The sequence below is a fragment of the Pseudomonas sp. F-14 TE3482 genome, from assembly GCF_053629455.1.
On sequence record NZ_JBRJII010000001.1, the window covers coordinates 3,143,101 to 3,168,164 of the forward strand.

A 25,064-nucleotide genomic window follows, 5' to 3' on the forward strand; every position below is an offset into this window, starting at 1 on the left:
GGGTTGTAGGTGCTGCTAAATCATCGCGTCAGCCATTCGTTCTTGTTGATACGACCGGGCCTCCTGGTCACGCCGCCGATCAGCAAGGACCCCATGCATGAATGCCGCAGACGCACAGAAACTCGCCCGCCGTTTTATCGAACTGCCACAGGACAAGCGCCGCTTGTTTCTGGCCGGCATGGCCCGCGAAGGCATCGATTTTGCGCAGCTTCCCATGACCTGTTGTGTCGGGGGCGATGAGCGTGACGGCCTGTCCTATGCCCAGCAGCGGATGTGGTTTCTCTGGCAGCTGGACCCGCAGAGCGCGGCCTACAACCTGCCGATGGCGGTGCGTCTGAGCGGTGCGCTGCAAACCGAGGCGCTTGAGCGCGCGTTCAGCCTGTTGGTGGCGCGCCATGAGTGCCTGCGCACCACCTTCGGCCAGGAGGGCGAGCGTGCGTTCCAGCGGGTGGCCGAACCCCGTGACCTGACGCTGACGATCAACGACCTGAGTGCCTTGCCTGAAGAGCGGCGCTGGCCGCAGGCGCAACAGCACATGCTGGCTGAAGCCACTCAGGCCTTCGACTTGCAGCAGGGACCGCTGCTGAGCCTTCGCCTGTTGCGTCTGGCCGAACAGGAGCACGTGCTGCTGCTGACGTTGCATCACATCATCGCCGATGGCTGGTCGATGAACATTCTGATCGACGAGTTCATGCGCACCTATGACGGTTTGGTGGCGGGGCGGCAACCGACCTTGCCGGAACTGACCGTGCACTACCGCGACTACGCCCTGTGGCAGCGCAGCTGGCTGGAAGCCGGGGAGCGCGAGCGCCAGCTCGATTACTGGCGCACGCAGTTGGGCGAAACGCAGTTGGGTGAAGAGCCTCCGATCCTCGAATTGCCCACCGACCGTGCCTATCCGGCCCAGTCCAGCCACCAGGGCGCGCGCCTGGAAAAAGTCATCGACGGAACCCTGCGCCAGGCGCTGAAAACCCTCGCCCAGCGCGAGGGCGTGACACTGTTCGTGGTGCTGCTGGCCGCCTTCAAGACCTTGCTGCACCGCTACAGCGGCCAGACCGACATTCGCGTCGGCGGCTTGATCGCCAACCGCACCCGCAGTGAAACCGAAGGCTTGATCGGCTTCTTCGTCAATACCCAGATCCTGCGTAGCGAGGTCACCCCGCAGACCCGTTTCAGCGACCTGTTGCAGAGCCTGCGTCAGGCAGCGCTTGGCGCCCAGGCCCATCAGGAGTTGCCGTTCGACGCCTTGATCGAAGCCCTGCAACCGGCCCGCAGCCAGAGCCACAATCCGTTGTTTCAGGTGATGTTCAATCACCAGCCGCTGGTGACCGATCTGCAGGAGGTGCGCCTCGATTGCGGTTTGCAGGTCGGCTATCTGAGCGAGCAGCAACTGGCCGGCAGCGGGCGTCAGCATGCGGCTACCAGCGACCTGATGCTCGACACCCGAGAGGAGGGCGAGCAACTGTTTGCCGCGTTCACCTACGCCACCGACCTGTTCGACGCACCGACCATCGCCGCGTTGGCCGAGCACTGGCACAACGTGCTGGTGTCGGTCTGCCGTGATCCGCAACAACCGCTGGGCGAGGTGGCGATGCTCGGCACGGATGAGCGCGAGCGCTTGATTCAACCCGTCGCCAACCCGGCGCTGCTGCCCGGTATGCCAAAACTGTTCGAAGCCCAGGTAGTGCGCACTCCCGAGGCCACTGCTGTGATTCTGGCGAGCAAGCAATCGCCCTCACTCAGCTATGCCGAACTGAATGCTCGCAGCAATCGCTTGGCCCATCAGTTACGCGCCAAAGGCGTCGGCCCCGATGTGCTGGTCGGTGTGGCGTTGGGTCGCTCGCTGGAACTGGCCGTGGCGTTGCTGGCCGTGCTCAAGGCCGGTGGCGCCTATGTGCCGCTGGACCCGCACACCCCGGCCGGACGCTTGCGCCATGTGCTGGATGACAGCGGACTGAAACTGTTGCTCACCGAGACCCCGCTGCTGAGCAGCCTGCCGGCGCTCGATGGCATCGACTGCCTGTGCCTGGATCAACTGCCGGACGGCGACGCGGCGAGCCAGGACAATCTGCACGTGACGGCACATCCGCAGAACCTCGCGTACGTGATTTACACCTCCGGCTCCACCGGCCGGCCGAAGGGCGTGGCCGTCAGCCACGGCGCGTTGAGCGAATTCATCGCGCGGGCGATCGACTACAGCAATTTGCGCGAAGGCGATCGCGTCCTGCAATTCGCCACCAGCAGTTTTGACGGTTTCGTCGAGCAATTCTTCCCGCCGCTGTGCCATGGCGCCGGCGTCGTACTGCGCGATGCAGGCCTGTGGGACAGTGCGACCTTGCATCAGGTGATCGTCGAACAAGGTATTACCCTGGCGGATTTGCCGGCCGCTTACTGGTACTCGGTGGTGCAGGATTACGCGGCCAACCCGCCTGTCCACTTCGGCGCCTTGCGCCAGATTCACGTGGGCGGCGAGGCGATGGCGGTGGACGGGCTGCGCCTGTGGCAACGCGCCGGGTTGGGTCATGTGCGTTTGCTCAACACCTACGGCCCGACCGAGGCGACGGTGGTTTCGACTATCCATGATTGCAGCGCATTGACCGCCGAGTCGGTGTCGTGGCGTGGCATTCCGATCGGTCACGGTCTGGAGCAACGCCGGTTGTACGTGCTCGACGACGATTTGAATCTGTTGCCGCAAGGGGCGGTGGGCGAGTTGTACATCGGCGGGCCGGGCCTGGCCCGTGGTTATCACCGACAACCGACGCTCAGCGCCCAACGGTTTATCGCCGATCCGTTCGCGGTCGGTGAGCGCCTGTACCGCACCGGCGACCGTGCCCGACTGCGGGGCGATGGCGCGGTGGAGTACATCGGCCGCGTCGATCACCAAGTGAAGATTCGCGGGTTCCGCATTGAGTTGGGAGAAATCGAATCACGGTTGCAGCAATGTCCGGGGATTCGCGAGGCGGTGGTGCTGGCCTTGCCCCTGGTCGGCGGGACACAACTGGTGGCGTATCTGGTGGTCGATCAGGGCGTGCTCGGCAGCGCGGCGGAGCAGGTGATTCTGCGTCAGCAAATCAGGACCTCGCTGCAGAGGAATCTGCCGGACTACATGGTGCCCGGCCACTTGCTGCTGTTGCCGCGCCTGCCCCTGACCCCCAGCGGCAAACTCGACCGCAAGGCCCTGCCGATCCCCGATCCGAGCCAATTGCAGAGCAGCTATCGCGCCCCGCAAACCGACACCGAACAGGCGCTGGCGCAGATCTGGATCGAGGTGCTGCAGGTGCCACGGGTCGGTGTCGATGACCATTTCTTCGAGTTGGGCGGGCATTCGTTGCTGGCCGCGCAAGTGATCGCGCGGATCAAAAGCCAATTGGGCGTGGTGCTGCCATTGCGCAGGCTGTTCGAGACGCCGCTGCTGGGCGATCTGGCCCTGGAGCTGGCCGCGCTGGCCGGCGGTGCAAGCGATAACGACTGGTCCGACATGGATCAGTTCATGAGTTCTTTGGAGGGAGTTGAAGTATGAGCGGCAATATGGCGGAGCGTATCGCTAAAAGGTTCGTCGGTTTGCCGCTGGAGCAACGTCGACTGTTTCTCGCCAAACTGCGCGAGGAGGGCAAGGACTTCAGCCTGCTGCCGCTGCCGGTCAGTCGTCACGACTGCGCGGTGATTCCGCTGTCGTTTGCCCAGCAGCGTCTGCTGTTTCTCTGGCAGCTCGACCCGCAGAGCGCCGCGTACAACATGGCCGCCGGCCTGCGCTTGCACGGGCAGCTGAACGAGGCCGCGCTGTTGCGTTCCTTCGATCATCTGGTGGCGCGCCATGAAGTGCTGCGCACGGTGTTCCAGACTGACAATGACCAGCCGAGCCAGATCATCCTCGACCAGCAGAGCGTGCCGCTGCAACGCGTCGATCTGTCGAACGTCGCCGTGCAAGAACGTGAAACCGAGCTGGCGCGGCAGGTTCAGGAAGCAGCCGCGCAACCGTTCGATTTGCTCCATGGGCCATTGTTGCGGGCCAGTCTGTTCTGTCTGGCGGACGATGAATATGTGCTGATCGTGAGCATGCACCACATCGTCTCCGATGGCTGGTCGATGGACGTCATGGTCAAGGAATTCGTGCAGTGCTATCAGGCCTTCAGTCTGGAGCGCGAACCGCAATTGCCGGCGTTGCCGTTGCAGTACGCCGACTACGCGATCTGGCAGCGCCGCTGGCTGGAGGCCGGCGAGGGCGAGCGTCAACTCGATTACTGGCGCCAGCAGTTGGGTGAAGAGCATCCGCTGTTGGACGTGGCGGCGGATTTCCCCCGGCCACTGACCCAGAGTTTCGAAGGCCAGACCCTGAGCTTTGATTTCGGTGCGGACCTGTCCCGGCAGTTGAACGGCTTTGCCCGGGCTCAGGGCATCAGCTTGTTCATGCTGGTGCTGGCCGGGTTTTCGTTGTTCCTGTCGCGACTTGGCGGCCAGCGCGATATTCGCGTCGGCGTGCCCAACGCCAACCGTGGGCGCTCCGAGGTCGAAGGGCTGATCGGCTTCTTCGTCAACACTCAAGTGTTGCGTTGCCAGGTCGATGAGCGCGGCAGCTTCGACGATTTGCTGGCCCGGGTTCGGGAAGCATCGTTCGGTGCCCAGGCCCATCAAGAGCTGCCGTTCGAGCAACTGGTGGATGAACTGGTGCCCGAGCGAACCCTGGGGCATAACCCTTTGTTCCAGGCCAAGTTCAACCAGAACGTCGGCATGCAGACCCAGCGTGCGATGAACCTGCCGGGCCTGAGTGTCACCGAGTATTCGCTGGACAAACAAGGCACGCACTTCGATCTGGCGCTGGACATCACCGATGACGGCACGCTGATCCATGGGCAAATGACCTACGCCAGCGACCTGTACCAGCACTCGACCATCGAGGGGTTCATTCCGACGCTGCTCGGTCTGTTCCGCGAATTGCTGAGCGCCCCGCAGGCGCCGCTGCACAGTCTTGCAACCACGCCAGTACCACCGGCGCTGACGCCACGGCAGCCGGCGGAATCGGTGTTGCAGCAATGGGAGCGTCAGGTGGCCGTACAGCCTGAAGCGCTGGCCGCACGCTGCCTTGAACGGACATTGAATTTCCAGACCCTGGATCAGGACGCCAATCGCCTGGCCCACTACCTGCGTGCGCAAGGCGTGCAAAACGGGCAGCCCGTGGCGGTGCTGATGGAGCGCTCCCTGGATTGGTTGACCTGTGTGTTAGGGGTGATCAAGGCCGGGGCGGTGTACATGCCGCTGGACGTCAAAGCGCCGGCAGCGCGACTGCAGCAGATGCTCGCAGGCGCGCAGGCGAAAGTCCTGCTGTGTGCCGCAGGCGACGTGCGGGAAAGCACTCTGGCGGTCGCCGGTTGTCAGGGGCTGGCCTTCGCCCCCGAACGCTGGCAGGACCAGCCGACGACGAAGCCTTCGCTGAAGGTGTCGGCGGATGCAGCAGCCTATGTGATTCATACCTCCGGTTCCACCGGCCAACCCAAAGGCGTGCTGGTGAGCCACGGCGCTCTGGCCAGTTACGTGCGCGGTGCGCTGGAGCGTCTGGCGCTGGAGCCAGCGGCGAGCATGGCGCTGGTCTCGACCATTGCGGCGGATCTTGGATTTACCGTGCTGTTCGGCGCCTTGTGTTCCGGTCGCTTGCTGCATGTATTGCCCGAAGAGCTGGGCTTCGACCCGGACCGGTTTGCCGATTACATGGCCGGGCACCAAGTGGGCGTGTTGAAAATCGTGCCGGGGCATTTGGCGGCGCTGATGCAGGCGTCCCGGGCCGCCGATGTGTTGCCGCAACATGCACTGATCGTCGGTGGCGAGGCCTGCTCGCCGGCATTGCTCGAACAGGTGCGGCGACTCAAGCCGGGCTGTCGGTTCATCAACCACTATGGCCCGAGTGAAACCACGGTCGGCGTGTTGACCCATGAGCTCAAGGATCTCGACTCGGGTGCCCGCAGCGTGCCGGTCGGCCGTCCGTTGTCGGGTGCGCATGTCTACGTGCTGGACGATGTGCTCAACGCGGTCGCCGATCAGGTGGCGGGCGAGCTGTATATCGGTGGTGAGAGCATGGCGCTGGGTTACCTGGGGCAACCGGGGTTGACCGCCGAACGCTTCCTGCCGGATCCGTTTGGTGCCGTCGGCGCGCGGGTGTACCGCAGCGGTGACCGGGTGCGCCGTAACCGTCAGGGCGCACTGGAATTCATCGGTCGTGCCGACGATCAGGTCAAGGTGCGCGGCTATCGGGTGGAGCCGGCGGAAGTCGCTCGAGTATTGCTGGGCCTGAGCGGCGTAAGCGAGGCCGCTGTATTGGCTTTGCCGCTGGACGGCGATGAAGCGCGCCTGCAACTGGTGGCGTACTGCGTGGCCGCGCCTGACCTGGCGTTGAATGTCGACGACTTGCGCCAGCAGTTACAGGCCTGCCTGCCGGAGTACATGGTGCCGGCGCAGATCGTTGTGCTGGAGCGCCTGCCGCTGACCGCGAACGGCAAACTGGACAAGCGTGCCTTGCCGACGCCGGGGCTGGTCACGCAGCAATTTGTTGCCCCGGTGGGCGAGGTCGAACAGAAGCTTGCCGCCATCTGGGCCGATGTCCTGAAGCTTGAGCAAGTGGGCAGCACCGATAACTTCTTCGAGCTGGGCGGCGATTCGATCCTCAGCCTGCAAATCATCGCCCGGGCCAAACGCCAGGGCATCAAGCTGAGCCCCAAGCAACTGTTCGAAAAGCAAACCATCGGCCAGTTGGCGGCGGTGGCCAAACTGATCGAGAGCAAACCGGCCGCCAGCGTCGCGCAAAAGGTCAGCGGCGAGTTGCCGTTGTTGCCGATCCAGGCGCGTTTCTTCCAAACGGATATCCCCCAGCGTCATCACTGGAACCAGTCGGTGATGCTGCAACCGCAAATCCCCCTCGATGCGACCCATCTGCACAACGCATTGGCCGCCCTGATCGAGCAGCACGATGCGCTGAACCTGAGTTTCCAGGCGTCGGGCGAGATTTGGCAGGCGACATTCCAGGCACAGCGCCACACAGACCTGTTGTGGGTGCGGGCACTGGACGACCTTGCCGATTTGCCCGCGCTGGCCACCGAAGCCCAGTGCAGTCTCGACTTACAACAGGGCCGGCTGGTGCGTGCGGTGCTGGTGAACCTGCCTGACGCTACACAACGTTTGCTGCTGGTGATCCATCACCTGGTGGTGGATGGCGTGTCCTGGCGAGTATTGCTGGAAGATTTGCAGCAAGCCTATACCGCGTTGGCGGCCGGCAAGACGATGGTCCTGCCGGGTAAAAGCAGCTCGCTCCAGGCCTGGGCGCAACACCTGCACCGTTATGGGCAAAGCGATGCCTTGAAGGCCGAGCGCGATTACTGGCAGCGCACGCTGGAGGGCGGCAACAGTGACTTGCCGAGGGATTTCCCCGAGACCGTCCAGACTCGTCGCCAAGCCGCTCGGGCCACTTCACGCCTGAACAAGACATTGACCCACGCGCTGCTCAAAGTGGCACCGGCCGCCTATCGCACCCAGATCAACGATTTGCTGCTGACGGCCCTGGCGCGGGTGCTGTGTGACTGGAGCGAACAGGATTCGGTGCTGATCCAGCTCGAAGGCCACGGCCGCGAAGACCTGTTCGACGACCTCGATTTGAGTCGCACCGTCGGCTGGTTCAGCAGCCTGTTTCCAGTGCGTCTGACCCCACAGGCAGAGCCGGGCATTTCGCTGTGCGCGATCAAGGAACAACTGCGAGCCGTGCCGGGCAAAGGCATCGGCTTCGGCGTGCTGCGCTACCTCGCAGGCTTCGAACCGCTGCGTGAACTGCCGCCGCCACGCATCACCTTCAACTACCTCGGCCAGTTCGACGGTGCGTTCGATGTGGCTGATGGCGCGCTGTTGGTGCCGACTGCCGACAGCACCGGTGAGCATCAGGATGACGATGCGCCTTTGGGCAACTGGCTGAGCGTCGATGGCCAGGTCTACGGCGGCGAGCTGGAATTGAGCTGGACGTTCGGCCAAGGCATGTACCGCCCGCACACCATTCAGGCGCTGGCCGACGCTTATTGCCATGAGCTGGAACGGCTGATCGAACATTGCACTGTCGGTGAGCATGCCGGAGTCACGCCGTCGGACTTCAATCTGGTGCGCCTGACTCAGGCGCAACTGTCGGCGCTGCCGGTGCCGGCACGGGATGTCAGCGATCTCTATCCGCTGTCGCCGATGCAGCAGGGCATCCTGTTCCACAGCCTCAACGAACCGGACGGCCCGGCCTACACCAATCAATTGCGTGTCGATGTGCGGCACCTGGACGCCGAGCGTTTCCGTCAGGCCTGGCAGCAGACGCTGGAAGCCCATGAGATTCTGCGCACCGCATTCGTCTGGCCCGAGGACGCCGACGCGCCGGTGCAGATTGTAAGGCAGACAGTGCAGATGCCCATGACCGTGCAGGACTGGCGCGGTCGTGATGACCTTCACGCAGCGCTCGATCAGTTGGCCCGAGAGGATCTGGCCGCCGGTTTCAAACTGGACCAGGCGCCGCTGTTGCGCGTGTTGCTGGTGCGAACCGCTGAAGCACAGCATCACTTGATCTACACCAGTCATCACATCCTCATGGACGGCTGGAGCACCTCACAGCTGTTCGGCGAGGTGTTGCAACGCTATGCCGGCATGACCCCGGCGGCGACCCCGGGTCGTTATCGCGATTACATTGAGTGGCTGGGCCAGCGCGATACTCAGGCCAGTCGCGAGTTCTGGACGTCGGCATTGGCTGACCTCCAGGAGCCGACCCGCCTGGCCAGCGCCATGCCGGTCAGTCAGACGTTGGCCAGCGGTTATGCCGATTACCAACATGTGTTCAGCGAACAACAAACCGGCGACCTGAACCGCTTCGCCCGCGAGCAGAAGGTCACCCTCAATAGCCTGATGCAAGCCGCGTGGCTGGTGTTGTTGCAGCGCTATACCGGCCAGGACACCGTGGCCTTCGGCGCCACCGTGGCCGGTCGGCCGACGGACTTGCCCGGCGTCGAGCAGCAGATCGGCCTGTTCATCAATACCTTGCCGGTCGTAGCTGCGCCGTCCGCCGAGATCCCGGTCGGCCAGTGGATTCAGCAGGTGCAGAGCCTCAACCTAGCCCTGCGCGAACATGAGCACACGCCGCTCTACGATATTCAGCGCTGGGCGGGGCAGGGCGCGGGCGCGCTGTTCGACAGTATTCTGGTGTTCGAGAACTACCCGATGGCCGAAGCGCTGGCCCAAGGCTCTGCCACCGGTCTCGAGTTTTCCGCCCTCTCGCGTCAGGAGCAGACCCACTATCCGTTGACGCTGGTGGCGGTTACCGGTCGCGAGTTGACCCTGGGTTTGAGCTTCGACCAGGCCTGTTTCGATCACGCCACCATCGCCGACCTGAGCACCCAGCTCGAAGGCCTGATGATGCAATTCATGGCGGATGCTTCGCAGCCTCTGGGCGCGTTGCAACTGCTGGACGGCGCCCCGCGTCAAGCGGCTGTCGACTGGGGCAAGGCTGCGATCACGGCGCTGGATTCGCGCAACGTGGTCGAGCGGATCGACGCGCAGGTACAACGCCAACCGCAGGCCGCGGCGGTGTTGTTCGCCGAGCAGACCCTCGATTACCGCACCCTGGACGCCCGGGCCAATCGACTGGCGCATAAGCTGCAAGCGCTGGGTGTCCGGCCGGAAGTGCGGGTGGGCGTGTGCATGCGCCGCAGCCCGGACATGCTGGTCGGGCTGCTGGCGATCCTCAAGGCCGGCGGTGCTTACGTGCCGCTGGACCCGGACTATCCGCAAGAGCGCTTGCTGCACATGCTCGAGGACAGTTGCGCAACGGTGCTGCTGACCGAAGCCGCGTTGCAGGCGATGTTGCCCGAGGCGTTGCCGTCTCAAGTGCTGTTGGTCGAAGAGGGCGCCGAATGGCTCGCCGGGTATCCGTCCACGGCGCCCGTCAGCCAGATCGTGTCGCAGAACCTGGCCTATGTCATTTACACCTCCGGCTCCACCGGCAAACCCAAAGGCGTAGCGATCACCCACGCTAACCTCGCGGCGCTGATCCAGTGGTCGCAGGGTGTTTATCGCGATGAGCAGCTGCGTGGCGTGCTGGCCTCGACCTCGATTTGCTTCGACCTGTCGGTGTGGGAAATTTTCGTCACCCTGGCCAGCGGCGGTTGCATGGTGCTGGCGGACAACGCCCTGGCGCTGTCCGAGTTGCCGGCCCGTGAGCGCGTGACGCTGATCAACACCGTGCCGTCGGCGATTGCCGCGCTGCAACGGGCCGGGCAGATTCCGGCGTCGGTCACCACCATCAATCTGGCCGGCGAGCCACTCAAGCAGACGCTGGTCGATACGCTGTACGCCAGCACCTCGGTCAAGCAGGTCTATGACCTGTACGGGCCGTCGGAAGACACCACCTATTCGACCTTCACCCTGCGCACCGCCAACGGCCGGGCGAACATCGGGCGGCCGCTGGACAACACCGTGGCCTACCTGCTCGACAGCCAGTTGCAGGTGTTGCCGGCAGGGTTGGCCGCCGAGTTGTACCTGGCCGGTGCCGGTGTGACCCGAGGTTATCTGCTGCGTCCCGGCCTGACCGCGGAACGCTTCGTACCGGACCCGTTCGCCACCAACGGTGAGCGGCTGTATCGCACCGGCGATCTGGTGCGCCAGGGGCCTGGTGACACGATTGAGTACATCGGTCGTGCCGACCATCAGGTGAAGATTCGCGGCTTCCGCATCGAGCTGAGCGAGATCGAAGCCCGATTGCTGGAACAGCCTGAGGTGCGCGAAGCCGTGGTGCTGGCGCAGGAGGGCGCGGCGGGTAAACACCTGCATGCCTACGTCGTAGCGAGCCAACCGGGCAGTTTATCGTGGGTGGAAAGCCTGCGGGCGGCCCTGGCCAATCGTTTGCCGGCGCACATGGTGCCAAGCCATCTGCACGTGATCGACGCGCTTCCGCTGACCCCCAATGGCAAGCTCGACCGCAAGGCGCTGATGGCGCTGGGCGGCAATCCGACGCTGCAGCGTTACGAAGCGCCGCGCACCGACCTGCAATGGGAAGTGGCAACCGTCTGGCAAGAGGTGCTGGAAGTCGAGCGCATCGGCCTGACGGACAACTTCTTCCAGTTGGGCGGGCATTCGTTGCTGGCGACGCTGGTGGTGACCCGGATCAAGGAACGCCTGGGTGACAAGGTGCCGCTCAAGGAACTGTTCGAAGCCGACACCCTGCAAGCGTTCTGCACCCGCATCGAAGCGTTGCGCGTCGATTTATCACCGGTTCAGGACGAATTGGCTAAATCCCTGGAGGCCCTCAAACGTCTATCCCTCGATGATCTGGAAAAACTGATTTCTTGAGGGGAACAACGCGTGCAAGAGTTAATCGAGTCGGTAGGACAACTTTCGGCTAAGCAAAGAAAGGCTCTGGCGGTTCTGCTCAAGCAGAAGGGCGTCAACCTTTTTGACATTGCCCCGGTTTTCAAGCGCACGGCTGAAGAACCGTTGTTGCTGTCCTACGCTCAACAGCGCCAGTGGTTTCTCTGGCAATGGGCGCCGCACAGCGCGGCCTACAACATTCCCACGGCCCTGCGCTTGCAGGGCCCGCTGGAGGTGGCCGCGTTGCAGCGCAGCGTCCAGGCGCTGATCGAACGTCACGAAACCTTGCGCACGGTGTTCACTCAAGACGCCGGGCAACCCCTGCAAACGATCCTGCCCGCAGGATCGTTTGCCCTGGATACTCACGAACTGAGCCCTGAGCTGGCGGCAAACCCGCAGGCGTCGATCCAGGCCTTCGTCCAGACCCAGAGCCAGCAAGCTTTCGATTTGCAGACCGGCCCGCTGTTGCGCGCCGCGCTGCTGCAAGTCACCCCGCAGGATCACGTGCTGGTGCTGACCTTGCACCACATCGTGTCGGACGGTTGGTCGTTGCAGGTGATGATCGAGGAACTGGTGCAGCTATATGCCGGTTTCAACCTCGGGCATGACGCCGGGCTGCCGGCCCTGCCGATTCAATACGCCGACTACGCCCTGTGGCAGCGGCAATGGATGGAGGCCGGCGAACAGGAGCGTCAACTGGCCTACTGGCAACACAAGCTCGGCGGTGAGCAGCCGGTGCTGGAGCTGCCCACCGACCGTGCGCGTCCGGTGGAACAGAGCTTTGCCGGGGCCAGCCACAACCTGATTCTGGACCCGACGCTGAGCGACGGGCTTAAGGCCTTCGCCCGACGGGAAAACGTCACGCTGTTCGTGCTGTTACTGGCCTCGTTCCAGGCCTTGTTGCACCGCTACAGCGGCCAGGCCGACATCCGCGTCGGTGTGCCGGTGGCCAACCGCGGGCGCGTGGAAATCGAGCGTCTGATCGGTTTCTTCGTCAACACCCAAGTGCTCAAGGCGGACGTCGACGGCCAAGCCAGCTTCATCGATCTGCTGCGCCAGGTTCGGCAAACCGCCCAGGAAGCCCAGGCGCATCAGGACCTGCCGTTCGAACAACTGGTGGAAGCCCTGGAGCCGGGACGCAGCCTGAGTCACAGCCCGTTATTCCAGGTGATGTTCAATCACCAGGCCGAAAGCCGGATCAGTGTCGAAACCCGCTTGAACGGCTTGAGCATCGAGCCGCTGGAATGGCAAAGCGAGACCGCGCAGTTCGACCTGGTGCTGAACACCACCGAACAGGCCCATGGCATTGAAGCGGTGCTCAAATACGCCACCGATTTGTTCGAGCCTGCGACCATCGAGCGCCTGGCGCAGCATTGGCGCAACCTGCTGCAGGCGATCGTTCAGGACCCGACCCAACGCATTGCCCAACTGCCGGTGCTCGATGACGCGCAGCAACAGCAACTGCTCGCGCACTGGAACCCGAGCCCGGTGGTGCACCCGGTCAGCCAGTGCATTCATCAGATGATCGAGGCTCAGGCCGAGCGTTATCCGCAGGCGCCAGCGGTGGTGTTCTCCGGGCAACGGCTGACGTATGCCGAACTCAATCGCCAGGCCAACCAATGGGCGCATCTGCTGATCGCCCGTGGCGTTGGCCCCGATGTGCGGGTGGGCGTGGCGGTGGAGCGTTCGCTGGACATGATCGTCGCCATTGTCGCCGTGCTGAAGGCCGGTGGTGCTTATGTGCCGCTGGACCCGAGCTACCCCGACGACCGTTTGCGCTACATGATCGAGGACAGCGGGATCGAGCTGTTGCTGACCCAGGGCCACCTGTTGGCGCAGCTGCCGATTCCACCGGGGCTGGCTTGCCTGGATCTGAATCAACCACCGCAGGACAGCAGCATGGCCAATCCGCCGTGCATGACTACGGCAGACAACCTCGCATATGTGATTTACACCTCCGGCTCCACCGGCAAGCCCAAAGGCGCGTTGCTGCCCCATGGCAATGTCATTCGCCTGTTCAACGCCACCGATCACTGGTTCGGTTTCGGTCCCGAAGACAGCTGGACGCTGTTCCATTCCTACGCGTTCGACTTCTCGGTCTGGGAAATCTTCGGCGCGCTGCTCTACGGCGGCAAACTGGTGGTGGTGCCCCACGACGTCACCCGTTCGCCGGAAGAGTTCTACACCTTGCTCTGTGATGAACAGGTCACCGTCCTGAACCAGACGCCGTCGGCGTTCAAACCGCTGATGCAAGTGGCCAGTGCTTCGTCGCGCAACCATGCGCTGCGTTACGTGGTGTTTGGCGGTGAAGCGCTGGAAGTGCAGAGCCTGCGCCCCTGGTTCGAGCGTTTCGGCGACCGCGCGCCGACCCTGATCAACATGTACGGCATCACCGAAACCACCGTGCATGTGACCTACCGCCCGCTGTCCATGGCGGACTTGCAACAGAGCCACAGCAGCCCGATCGGCGAGCCGATTGTCGACCTGTCGTGGTACTTGCTCGATGACGCGTTGAACCTGGTGCCCCAAGGGTGCATCGGCGAGTTGTACATCGCCGGGGCCGGGCTCGCGCGGGGATACCTGAACCAGCCAGGCATGAGCGCCACCCGGTTCGTCCCGGATCCGTTCAACCCTGTGGCCGGTGAACGCCTGTACCGCACCGGCGACCTGGCGCGGCTGCGCGGCGACGGGGTGATCGAGTACATCGGCCGTATCGACCATCAGGTGAAGATTCGCGGTTTCCGTATCGAGCTGGGAGAAATCGAAACCCAATTGCTCAAGCATGTCGCGGTGCGTGAAGCCGTGGTGCTGGCGGTCGAAGGGCTCAGTGGGCAGCAACTGGCGACCTGGATTGTGCCGAGCGAGCCACTGGACGCGGACGCCCACGCCAACTTGCGCGATTCGATCAAGGCGCAATTGCGTGAAAGCCTGCCGGACTACATGGTGCCGGTCAGCTGGGTGTTCCTCGACCGCCTGCCGCTGACGGCCAACGGCAAGCTCGATCGCAAGCAACTGCCCAACCCCGATGTGAGCCTGGTGCAAGAGGCTTACGCGGCGCCGCGCAGCGAACTCGAACAGCGCCTGGCCGAGATCTGGCAGGACGTGCTGAAAGTCGAGCGGGTCGGGCTCAACGACAACTTCTTTGAGCTGGGCGGCGATTCGATCATCTCGATTCAGGTGGTCAGCCGGGCGCGTCAGGTGGGCATCCGTTTCTCGCCCAAGGACATCTTCCAGCACCAGACCGTGCAACGCCTGGCCACCGTCGCACAGCAGAGCGATGCGGTGCAGGCGATGCAAGGTGATGTGCTCGGCGCTGCCGTGCTGACGCCGATTCAACAGTACTTTTTCGCCACCGAGATTCCTCAGCGTCAGCACTGGAACCAGTCGATCCTGCTGACCCCGGCCGAACCTCTGCAAGCGGCTGTGCTGGAGCAGGCCCTGGAACATCTGCAACGGCATCACGATGCCTTGCGTCTGCGCTATCGCCAGAGCGCCGGTGATTGGGTGCAGGAGCATGCCGCCGTTGATCAACCGAACGCATTGCTGCGCACCGTGACGTTGTCAGACAGCGAAGCGTTGCCCGCGCTGTGCCTGGAGTTGCAGCGTAGCCTGAACCTGAGCGATGGCCCGTTGATCCGTGCTGCATTGGTGGATTTGCCCGACGCCAGCCAGCGACTGCTGTTGGTGATCCATCACCTGGTGGTCGATGGTGTGTCGTGGCGGATCCTGCTCGAAGACCTGCAAACCGCCTATCAACAACTGAGCGCTAGCACGCCGTTGCGCCTGCCGGCCAAGACCACGGCGTTCAAGGATTGGGGTGAACGCCTGCAAGGTTATGCGCGCAGCGCCGGGCTGGAAACCGAGCTGGATTACTGGCGCGAGCAACTGGCCGAAGCGCCGGCGGACTTGCCGCTGGACAACCCTGATGGACAACTGCAGAACCGTTTCGAGCGCAGCGTCGATACGCGTCTGGATGCCGAACGCACCCGGCAACTGCTGCAGCAGGCGCCGGCGGTGTATCGCACTCAGGTCAACGATTTGCTGTTGACCGCACTGGCCCGGGTTTTGTGTGAGTGGACCGCCTCCGACAGCGCCCTGGTGCAGCTCGAAGGGCATGGCCGCGAAGACCTGTTCGACGACCTCGACCTGAGCCGTACCGTGGGCTGGTTCACTAGCATGTTCCCGGTGCGCCTGACTCCACAGACCAGCCTCGAAGCGTCCATCAAGGGCATCAAGGAACAACTGCGCTCGATCCCCAACAAAGGCATCGGCTATGGGTTGCTGCGTTATCTGGGAAGTGATGAGGCGCAAGCGGCCCTGAGCGGCGTGTCCCAACCCAAGGTGACGTTCAACTACCTGGGGCAGTTCGATAACAACTTCGACGAAGGCGCCCTGTGGGTGCCAGCCACCGAAGACAAGGGCGCCGGTCAGGACGAACAGGCGCCGATGAGCAACTGGCTGACCATCGACGGTCGGGTCTACCAGGGGCAATTGAGCCTGACCTGGACCTACAGCGGCGACGTGTTCGAAGAGGCGACCATCAACGCCCTGGCTCGCGCTTATGAAGTTGCGCTGGGTGAGTTGATCGACCATTGCATGAATCATCCGAGCGGCGGCCTGACGCCGTCCGATGTGCCATTGGCCGGGTTGTCCCAGGCGCATCTGGACAGCTTGCCAATCGCCGCGCAGCGGATCGAGGACATTTACCCGCTGGCGCCATTGCAGCAGGGCATTCTGTTCCATAGCCTGTACGACGCCGATGCCAGCGCTTACGTCTATCAGATGCTGCTGGACATCGACGGTCTGAATGTACCGCGCTTCCAGCAAGCCTGGCAGCGGGTGGTGGACCGTCATGAAGTGCTGCGCGCCGGTTTCATCTGGGGCCGCGACGGCCTCGATACACCGCTGCAAGTGATCAATCGCCAGCTGACCCTGGAAATGCCGGAAGTGGATGTGCGTGCCGAACCGGATCTGCAAGCCGTGCTTGAGGCCCGTGCCTTGGCTGATCGCGAACGCGGTTTCGACTTGCAGAATCCGCCGCTGCTGCGCCTGTGCCTGCTGCGCACCGCCGATGATCGTCATCGCCTGATCTTCACCTGCCACCACATTCTCATGGATGGCTGGAGCAACTCGCGGATGTTTGGCGAAGTGCTGCAGGATTATGCCGGGCATCCGGTGCCGAGTGCCCAGGGCCGTTACCGCGACTTCCTGGCCTGGCTGCAACGCCAGGACAAGGAGGCGGCGCAAGCCTTCTGGCGCGGGCAGTTGACCGAACTGGACGAACCGACGCGGCTGGCCTCGGCTTGCCACGGGCAAACCGTGCCCGGCCCCGGCAAAGGCGTGCATAAGTTGACCTTTGACGCCGCCTTCACCCAGCGCCTCAACGGTTTCTCGCGCCAGCAGCAAGTGACGCTTAACAGCCTGGTGCAAGCCGCGTGGCTGTTGGTATTGCAGCGCTATACCGGGCAGAGCAGCGTCGCCTTCGGCGCGACGGTGTCCGGTCGCCCGGTGGACCTGCCGGGTATCGAGCAACAGTTGGGCCTGTTCATCAATACGCTGCCGGTGATCGCCAGCCCGCAAGCGACCTGCAGTGTCAGCGACTGGGTGCGCAGCGTGCAGGACAAAAACCTGCTGCTGCGCGATTACGAGCAGACGCCGTTGCAAGACATTCAACGCCTGGCCGCGCTCAACGGCGAAGCGTTGTTCGACACGCTGCTGGTGTTCGAAAACTACCCCGTATCCGACACCCTGCAGGCCAATCCGGGCGGCTTGCGTTTCAGCGGTCTCGAACACCGTGAGCAAACCAATTACGGCCTGACGCTGATCGCCGGTGCCGGCGAGGTGTTGAGCCTGGACTTCAACTACCTCACCGAGCACTTTGCCGAGCGCAGCATTGTCGGCCTGGCGGCTCATCTGGAAGAAGTGCTGCGCCAGTTCCTCGACGCACCGCAACGCTTGCTGGGCGAGATCGGCCTGTTGCCGGCGAGCGAGCTGCGCACCCTGGCCGAATGGAATGACCATCACGCCGCGTATCCGACCCAAGCCTTGATCCATCAAGGCTTTGAAGCCCAGGTCGAAACGCGGCCACAGGCAATTGCCTTGCGCCATGCCGGTGCCGAATTGACCTACGCCGAACTCAATCGCCGCGCCAATCAACTGGCCCGTCATCTGCAAACACTGGGTGTCGGTGCGGAAATCCGCGTGGGCGTGGCGATGCCTCGTTCCGCCGAGCTGGTGATTGCCTTGATGGCGGTGCTCAAGGCCGGTGGCACCTACGTGCCGCTGGACCCGGACTACCCGGCGGATCGCGTGGCCTACATGCTCGACGACAGTCAGGCACGGGTGTTGCTGACCCAGCCACATTTGCTGTCGCAGTTGCCCGAGACCCAGGCGCAAGTGGTGTGGGTCGAGGCGGGCGGTCAGGCCTTCGCCGACCTGGCATCGCACAACCTTGAGCGCCGGATCGACTCCGCCAACCTGGCGTATGTGATTTATACCTCCGGTTCCACCGGTAAACCGAAGGGCGTGGCGATTGCTCATCGCAACGTGCAGGCGCTGATTCATTGGTCGCACGAGGTGTACAGCGAGGCGGACCTGCAAGGCGTGCTGGCCTCGACTTCGGTGTGCTTCGACCTGTCGGTATGGGAGATTTTCGTCACCCTGGCCCGCGGCGGCTCGATCATCATGGCGCGCAACGCCCTGGAACTGCCGGACCTGCCGGAGCGCGATCAGGTGCGCCTGATCAACACCGTACCGTCGGCCATCGCGGCCTTGCAGCGTGCCGGGCAGATCCCTTCAGGCGTGCGCATCATCAATCTTGCGGGTGAACCGCTCAAGCAAGCACTGGTGGACACGCTGTACCGCGAGACCTCGGTCGAACACGTTTACGATTTGTACGGCCCGTCGGAAGACACCACCTATTCGACCTGCACCCGCCGCGAAGCCGGCGGCCAGGCCAACATCGGCCGGCCGCTGGTGAACACCACCGCGCACTTGCTCGATGCCCAATTGCAGGCCGCGCCGATTGGGGTTGCCGCCGAGCTGTACCTGGCCGGTGACGGCATTACCCGTGGCTATCTGTTCCGCCCGGGCCTGACCGCCGAGCGCTTTGTGCCCAACCCGCTGGCCAGCAATGGCGAACGGATGTACCGCACCGGCGACCTCACCCGTTTGCGTGAAGACGGTGTGATCGAATACGTCGGCCGCATCGATCATCAGGTCAAGGTGCGCGGGTTCCGTATCGAACTGGGTGAAATCGAAGCGCGCCTGCTGGCCCACGACAGCGTGCGCGAAGGCGTGGTGCTGGCGGTGGAAGGCCATAGCGGCCAGCAACTGGTGGCCTATGTGGTGCCGACACAAGCAGACCTGAGCCCGCAACAGCAGGACGATCTGAGCGAGGCGCTCAAGGCCGGGCTCAAGGCACATCTGCCGGATTACATGGTGCCGGCGCAATGGCTGTTCATCGAACAATTGCCGCTGACCCCCAACGGCAAACTCGACCGCAAGGCCTTGCCGACCCCGGACGCCAACCAGCTGCAACGCGATTACGTGGCACCGCGCACTGCGCTGGAGCAGCAGATTGCCGGGATTTGGCAAGACATTCTGAAACTCGAGCGGGTCGGTGTGACCGACAACTTCTTCACCCTGGGCGGCGATTCGATCATCTCCATCCAGGTGGTGAGCCGGGCGCGTCAGCAGGGCATCAGCTTCACGCCCAAGGATCTGTTCCAGCAGCAGACCGTCCAGGGGCTGGCCACTGTCGCGCAGCTCGGCAAAGCCCAGGCGTCAATCGATCAAGGCCCGGTGACAGGTGAGACCCCGTTGCTGCCGATTCAGCAATGGTTCTTCGAACACCCCTTGCCGCAGCGTCATCACTGGAATCAGTCGGTGCTGCTCAAACCGTTGAACCCTCTGCTGGCCGCGACACTTGAGCAGGCCCTGCACGCGCTGATCGTTCATCACGACGGCCTGCGCCTGGGCTTTACCCAAACCTCAGGAAGCTGGTCGGCGAGCTATCGGACCGTGGAACACCAGCGCCTGTCACCGTTGTGGCTGGAATCGGTCAGCGATGCCGCCCACCTGGAACGCGTCGCCGAACAAGCCCAACGCAGCCTGGATCTGCAACAAGGCCCGTTGTTGCGCGCGGTGTTGTTCGATTTGCCTGAGGGCGAACAGCGCTTGTTGTTGATCGTTCATCACTTGGTGGTCGATGGTGTGTCGTGGCGGATTCTGCTGGAGGATTTGCAGGGCAGCTACCGCCAGTTACTGGCCGGCGAACCGTTGGCATTGGCGGCCAAGACCACGTCCTTCAAGCAGTGGGCGGAGCAATTGCAAGCTCACGCCAGCAGTGAATCGCTGCTTGGACAACTGCCTTACTGGCAGGCGCAGCGCTCGGACGGCGCGCCGCTGCCGCAAGATAACCCCCAGGGCAGCCTGCAGAGCCGTCATGCCTTGACGCTTTACAGTCGCCTGAACCCGACCTTGACCCGACGACTGTTGCAACAGACCCCGGCGGCTTACCGCACACAGGTCAACGACCTGTTGCTGACGGCACTGGCCCGAGTGATCGCCCGTTGGAGCGAACAGTCGTCGGTGCTGATTCAGCTCGAAGGCCATGGTCGTGAAGATCTGTTTGATGGCCTCGATCTGACCCGCACGGTCGGCTGGTTCACCAGCCTGTTCCCGGTCAAATTGACCCCGACCCAGGAGCTGGCCGGCTCGATCAAGCAAATCAAGGAGCAACTGCGCGCGATTCCGGATCGTGGCCTGGGTTATGGTGTGCTGCGTTATCTGGGTGACGAGGCTTGCCAGGCGTCGCTGCGGACCCTGCCGACACCGCGTATCACCTTTAACTACCTGGGCCAGTTCGACGGTAGCTTCGATAGCCAGAGCGGTGCCTTGTTTGTGCCGGCCGATGAGGGCAAGGGCGCAGAGCACAGTGACGATGCGCTGCTGGGTAACTGGCTGACGCTCAATGGTCAGGTGTACGGCGGCGAGTTGAGTGTCGGCTGGTCGTTCAGCACGCACATGTTCAACGCCTCGACCATCGAACGCCTGACCGAGGAGTACACCCGGGAGCTGGAGCTGCTGATCGAGCATTGCTGCCAGCCGGACAGCCACGGCGTCACGCCGTCGGACTTCCCGTTGGCGCATCTGGATCAGGCCCGACTGGACGCCTTGCCGATAGCCCCGTCCCGGATCGAAGACATTTATCCGCTGTCGCCGATGCAAGAGGGCATGCTGTTCCATACCTTGTCGGACAATGGTTCCAGCCTGTATGTCAACCAAATCAGTTTGCCGGTGGGCGGTCTGGATGTTGAGCGTTTCCGCAAGGCCTGGGAGGCGGTCATCGAGCGTCAGGCCATCCTGCGCACCAGCTTCCATTGGCACGATGGCTTGGCCAAACCGCTGCAAATTGTCCAGCGTCAGGCGACGCTCGATTTGCAGGTGCTCGACTGGCGCGATCGCGACGCCAGCGAGGCGGACATCGCCGCGCGGGCCGCCGAGGACCGCGCGCGAGGCTTCGAACTGACCCATGCGCCACTGCAACGAGTGTTGTTGATTCGCAGCACTGAAGATCAGTATCAGATGCTCTGGACCAGTCACCACATCCTGATGGACGGCTGGAGCAGCTCGCGACTGTTTGGTGAGGTGATCCAGCACTACGCCAAGGGTGAAATCAGCGCTGAAAACGGCCGCTACCGCGACTTCATTGCCTGGTTGCAAGCCCAGGACCAGGACGCCCGGGAGCTGTTCTGGAAAGCCCGGCTGGCCCCGGTCAACGAGGCGACGGCGTTGAGCCAGGCCATCCATCCACGGCATGTGTCCGATGAACCTGGCCACAACGCCATTTACTCCCATTGGGACGCGCAACAGACCGGTCGTCTGTTGCAGTTCTGCCGCGATCTGCGGATTACCCCGAACACCTTGATCCAGGGCGCGTGGTTGCTGCTGTTGCAGCGTTACACCGGGAAAAACACCGTGACCTTTGGTGCCACGGTGTCCGGGCGTCCCGAGAGTTTGCCCAATGTCGGCAACATGCTGGGGCTGTTCATCAACACCTTGCCGATCATTCAGACGCTGGAACCGGATCAGCCCCTGGCAGACTGGCTGAACCAGATCCAGGCGTACAACCTGGATATCCGCGACCATTCCCAGGCTCCGTTGGCGGACGTGCAACGCTGGTCCGGCCTGGGCGGGCAGGCGCTGTTCGACAGCATCATCGTGTTCGAGAACTACCCGATCGACGACCGCCTGCAAGAAGACAACGATAGCGGCCTGAGCTTCGGCAAATCCATCGGCCATGACGTGACGAACGTGCCGATGGACCTAGCGGTGACGCTCGGCGACGAACTGTCGATTGAATACCTTTACCTGCGCAGCCACTTCAGTGCCGAGGCGGTGGAGGGGATTCGCCTGACCCTGGAAAACACCCTTGAGGCGATGATGCGCGCGCCTGACGAACGCCTGGGTAACCTGCAGCGTCTGTCGCTCGAGCAATGGCAGGCGATGCAAACCTGGAGCGCCGAGCCGCCAGCGGATCATCAGCCGCAACTGTTGCCGGAGCTGATCAGCCGACACGCGCTGAGTCAGCCCGAGGCCATTGCGGTGCAATGCGCCGGGCTGAGCCTGAGCTACCGCGAGCTGGAGCGACGGGCCAATCGTCTGGCCCATTGCTTGATCGAGCACGGCGCGGGGCCGGAGGTGGTGATCGGCGTGGCGCTGCCGCGTTCGCTGGAAATGGTCGTCAGTTTCCTCGCCGTGCTCAAAAGCGGCGCGGCGTATGTGCCGCTGGACATTGATTATCCGCCGGAGCGTCTGGCGTACATGGTCGAAGATTCCGGCATGGCGCTGCTGCTGACCCAGAGCAGCCTGCGGGCAACGTTACCGGCGCCCGAGGGCCTGTTGCGCCTTGAGCTGGATCAGCTCGACGAGTCCCGTTATGCCGATAAGGCGCCGGTGTGCCGTGTACTGGAGCAAGGGCTGGCCTATCTGGTTTACACCTCGGGTTCCACCGGCCGGCCAAAAGGCGTGGCGGTCACCCAGGGTCCACTGAGCATGCACTGTCAGGCCATCGCCACACTGTATGAAATGGACACCCGCAGCTGTGAGCTGCACTTCATGTCGTTCGCCTTCGACGGTGCCCATGAACGCTGGTTGAGTACGCTGTACAGCGGTGGCCGGCTGGTGGTGCGCGACGGTTGCCTGTGGACGCCGGAGCAGACTTATCAGGCGCTGCACGAGTACGGCGTGACCATCGCTTGCTTCCCGCCGGCCTACCTCAAGCAACTGGCCGAGTACGCCGCGGCCAGCGGAATTGCACCGCCGCCGGTGCGCATCTATTGCTTCGGTGGCGACGCGGTGCCGGACCAGACCTTCGAACAGGTCAAGGCGGCACTGCGTCCCGAGTACTTCACCAACGGCTACGGCCCGACGGAAACCGTGGTCACCCCTATGCTGTGGAAAGTGCCGGTGAGCCAGCAGTGTGAAGCGGCCTATGCGCCGATCGGCCGGGCAGTGGGCGCGCGTTCCCTGTATGTGCTGGATGAAGAACTGAATCCGCTGCCGCCCGGTTTTGCCGGCGAGTTGTACATCGGTGGCTACGGGGTTGCCCGTGGTTATCACGGTCGGCCGGACCTGACCTGCGAACGCTTCGTGCCCAACCCGTTTGCCGGCGGCGAGCGGTTGTACCGCACCGGCGACCTGGTGCGTTTGCGTCAGGACGGTGTGGTCGATTACGTCGGCCGCATCGACCATCAGGTCAAAGTGCGCGGGTTCCGCATCGAGCTGGGTGAAGTCGAGGCCAGCCTGCGGCAACTGGCGCCGGTCCGCGACGCCCTGGTGATTGCCCGGGACAATGCCTCCGGCAAGCAACTGATCGGTTATGTCGTCACTGATGACGGCCGGCAGCTGGGTGATGAGCTCAAGGCCGCTCTGCGCACCACCTTGCCTGAATACATGGTGCCGGCGCAGATCGTCTGCCTCAGTGCCTTCCCGATCACCCCCAACGGCAAGCTCGACCGCAAGGCATTGCCCGAGCCGGAGTTCAAAAGCGAGGAATACGTTGCCCCGCGCAATCAGCAGGAACAACTGCTGGCGGACATCTGGGCGCAGGTACTGCAGGTGGAGCAGGTCGGTATCAGCGACAACTTCTTCGAACTGGGCGGCGACTCGATCCTGAGCCTGCAAGTGATTTCCCGGGTCAGGAACCACCCGATCCTGCAGATGGACCTCAAACTACGCGATCTGATGCGCTACCAGACCATCGCCGGCATCGTCGAACAGGACGTGGTGAAGGCGAGCACCGCGCAACCGGCGGTGGACCTTACCCATGTGGCCAGCGAGGGGCTGTTCAATCTGCTGCCGATTCAGGAGTGGTTCTTTGCCGAGGGCATGGCCGAGTCTCATCACTACAACCAGTCGTTTTTGCTGAGTGCGCGTCAGACGCTGGATCTGGATGCCCTGGAACAGGCGCTGGGCTGGATCGAAAACCACCACGACACCTTGCGCCTGCGTTTCTGTCAGGAAGGCGGGCGCTGGTTGCAGCGCTATGCCGCACCGACCGAGCGCCGCGAGCCGGTGCTGTGGTGCCGCGAGGTCGAGAGCAGTGAGCAGGTCGAAGCCTTGGCCAACCTGACTCAGCGCAGCCTCAAACTCGACGATGGGCCGGCCTGGCGTGTGGTGCACATCGCCTTGCCGGACGGCCAGGCGCGGCTGTTGATGGTCATCCACCATCTGGTGGTCGACACCGTGTCGTGGCGGATTTTGCTCGATGACTTGAAGGTGGCCTACGAGGCTTGCGTGATGGGCATCGAACCGCAACTGCCGATCCGCACCAGCAGCTATCGCGCATTTTCCGAAGCGTTGCAGGCGCAGGCGCCGGTGATTGCCGAGCAGGAATTGGGCTACTGGCTGGAGCAACTGGATCAGCCGGGTATCGACCTGCCGTGCGACAACCGTCGCGGCAAGAATCAGGTGCGTCACCAGGCTCAGGCGCGGCTCAAGTTGTCCCGCGAGCACACCGAACAGTTGCTCAAGCAGGCGCCGGCGGTCTATCGAACGCAGATCAACGATTTGCTGCTGTCGGCCCTGAGCCGGGCGTTGTGCCGCTGGAGCGAACAGCCGTCGGCGCTGATTTTGCTGGAAGGGCACGGCCGCGAGGACCTGTTCGAGAACATCGACCTGAGTCGCAGCCTGGGCTGGTTCACCAGCATGTTCCCGGTCCGGCTCACCCCCGACAGCGCGGACATCGGCGCGTCGATCGTCAACGTGCAGGCGCAGTTGGCGGCCATCCCGCAGAAGGGCATCGGCTATGGCGTGTTGCGTCACCTGGCCGGCCCGCAACTGGCTCGCCAATTGGCCGACCTGCCGCAGGCACGGGTGACGTTCAACTATCTGGGGCAGTTCGACCAGAGCTTCGACGAGCAAGCGTTGCTGGTGCCGGCGCTGGAAGAAAGCGGCGACAACTACAGCTTGCAGGCCAATCTGGGCAACTGGCTGGAGATCGTCGGCCAGGTTTACGACGGTCAGTTGGCGCTGCGTTGCATCTACAGCACCCAGCGTTATCGGGCCAGCACCCTGGAGTCGTTGATGCAGGATTATCAGCGCGAGCTTGAGGCGTTGATCGAGCATTGCATGGCGCGGGTGGGCTGAGAGCCGGGGTTTTAATCATTGCTGGGGGGCGTTGCTCAGGCGCGCCC

Annotated in this window: 3 protein-coding genes; all 3 read left to right on the plus strand. The window is 63.3% G+C overall.

The features are described from left to right. The first annotated feature begins 97 nt into the window (after positions 1–97). The 3 genes from AB7M26_RS14210 to AB7M26_RS14220 all read left to right on the plus strand — a co-directional run bounded on the left by AB7M26_RS14210 (position 98) and on the right by AB7M26_RS14220 (position 25,017). The gene (locus AB7M26_RS14210) at positions 98–3,520 is read left to right on the plus strand and encodes an amino acid adenylation domain-containing protein (RefSeq protein WP_429384861.1); all 3,423 of its coding nucleotides are present in this window, start codon (positions 98–100) and stop codon (positions 3,518–3,520) included. Next, a complete protein-coding gene (locus tag AB7M26_RS14215; protein WP_429441157.1) occupies positions 3,517–11,346 on the plus strand; it encodes an amino acid adenylation domain-containing protein in 7,830 nt (2,609 codons plus the stop codon). The genes AB7M26_RS14210 and AB7M26_RS14215 overlap by 4 nt, the downstream gene beginning before the upstream one ends. A 108-nt stretch (positions 11,347–11,454) precedes the next feature. Continuing rightward, the gene (locus tag AB7M26_RS14220; RefSeq protein ID WP_454238995.1) at positions 11,455–25,017 is read left to right on the plus strand and encodes a non-ribosomal peptide synthase/polyketide synthase; all 13,563 of its coding nucleotides are present in this window, start codon (positions 11,455–11,457) and stop codon (positions 25,015–25,017) included. Positions 25,018–25,064 lie beyond the last annotated feature (47 nt).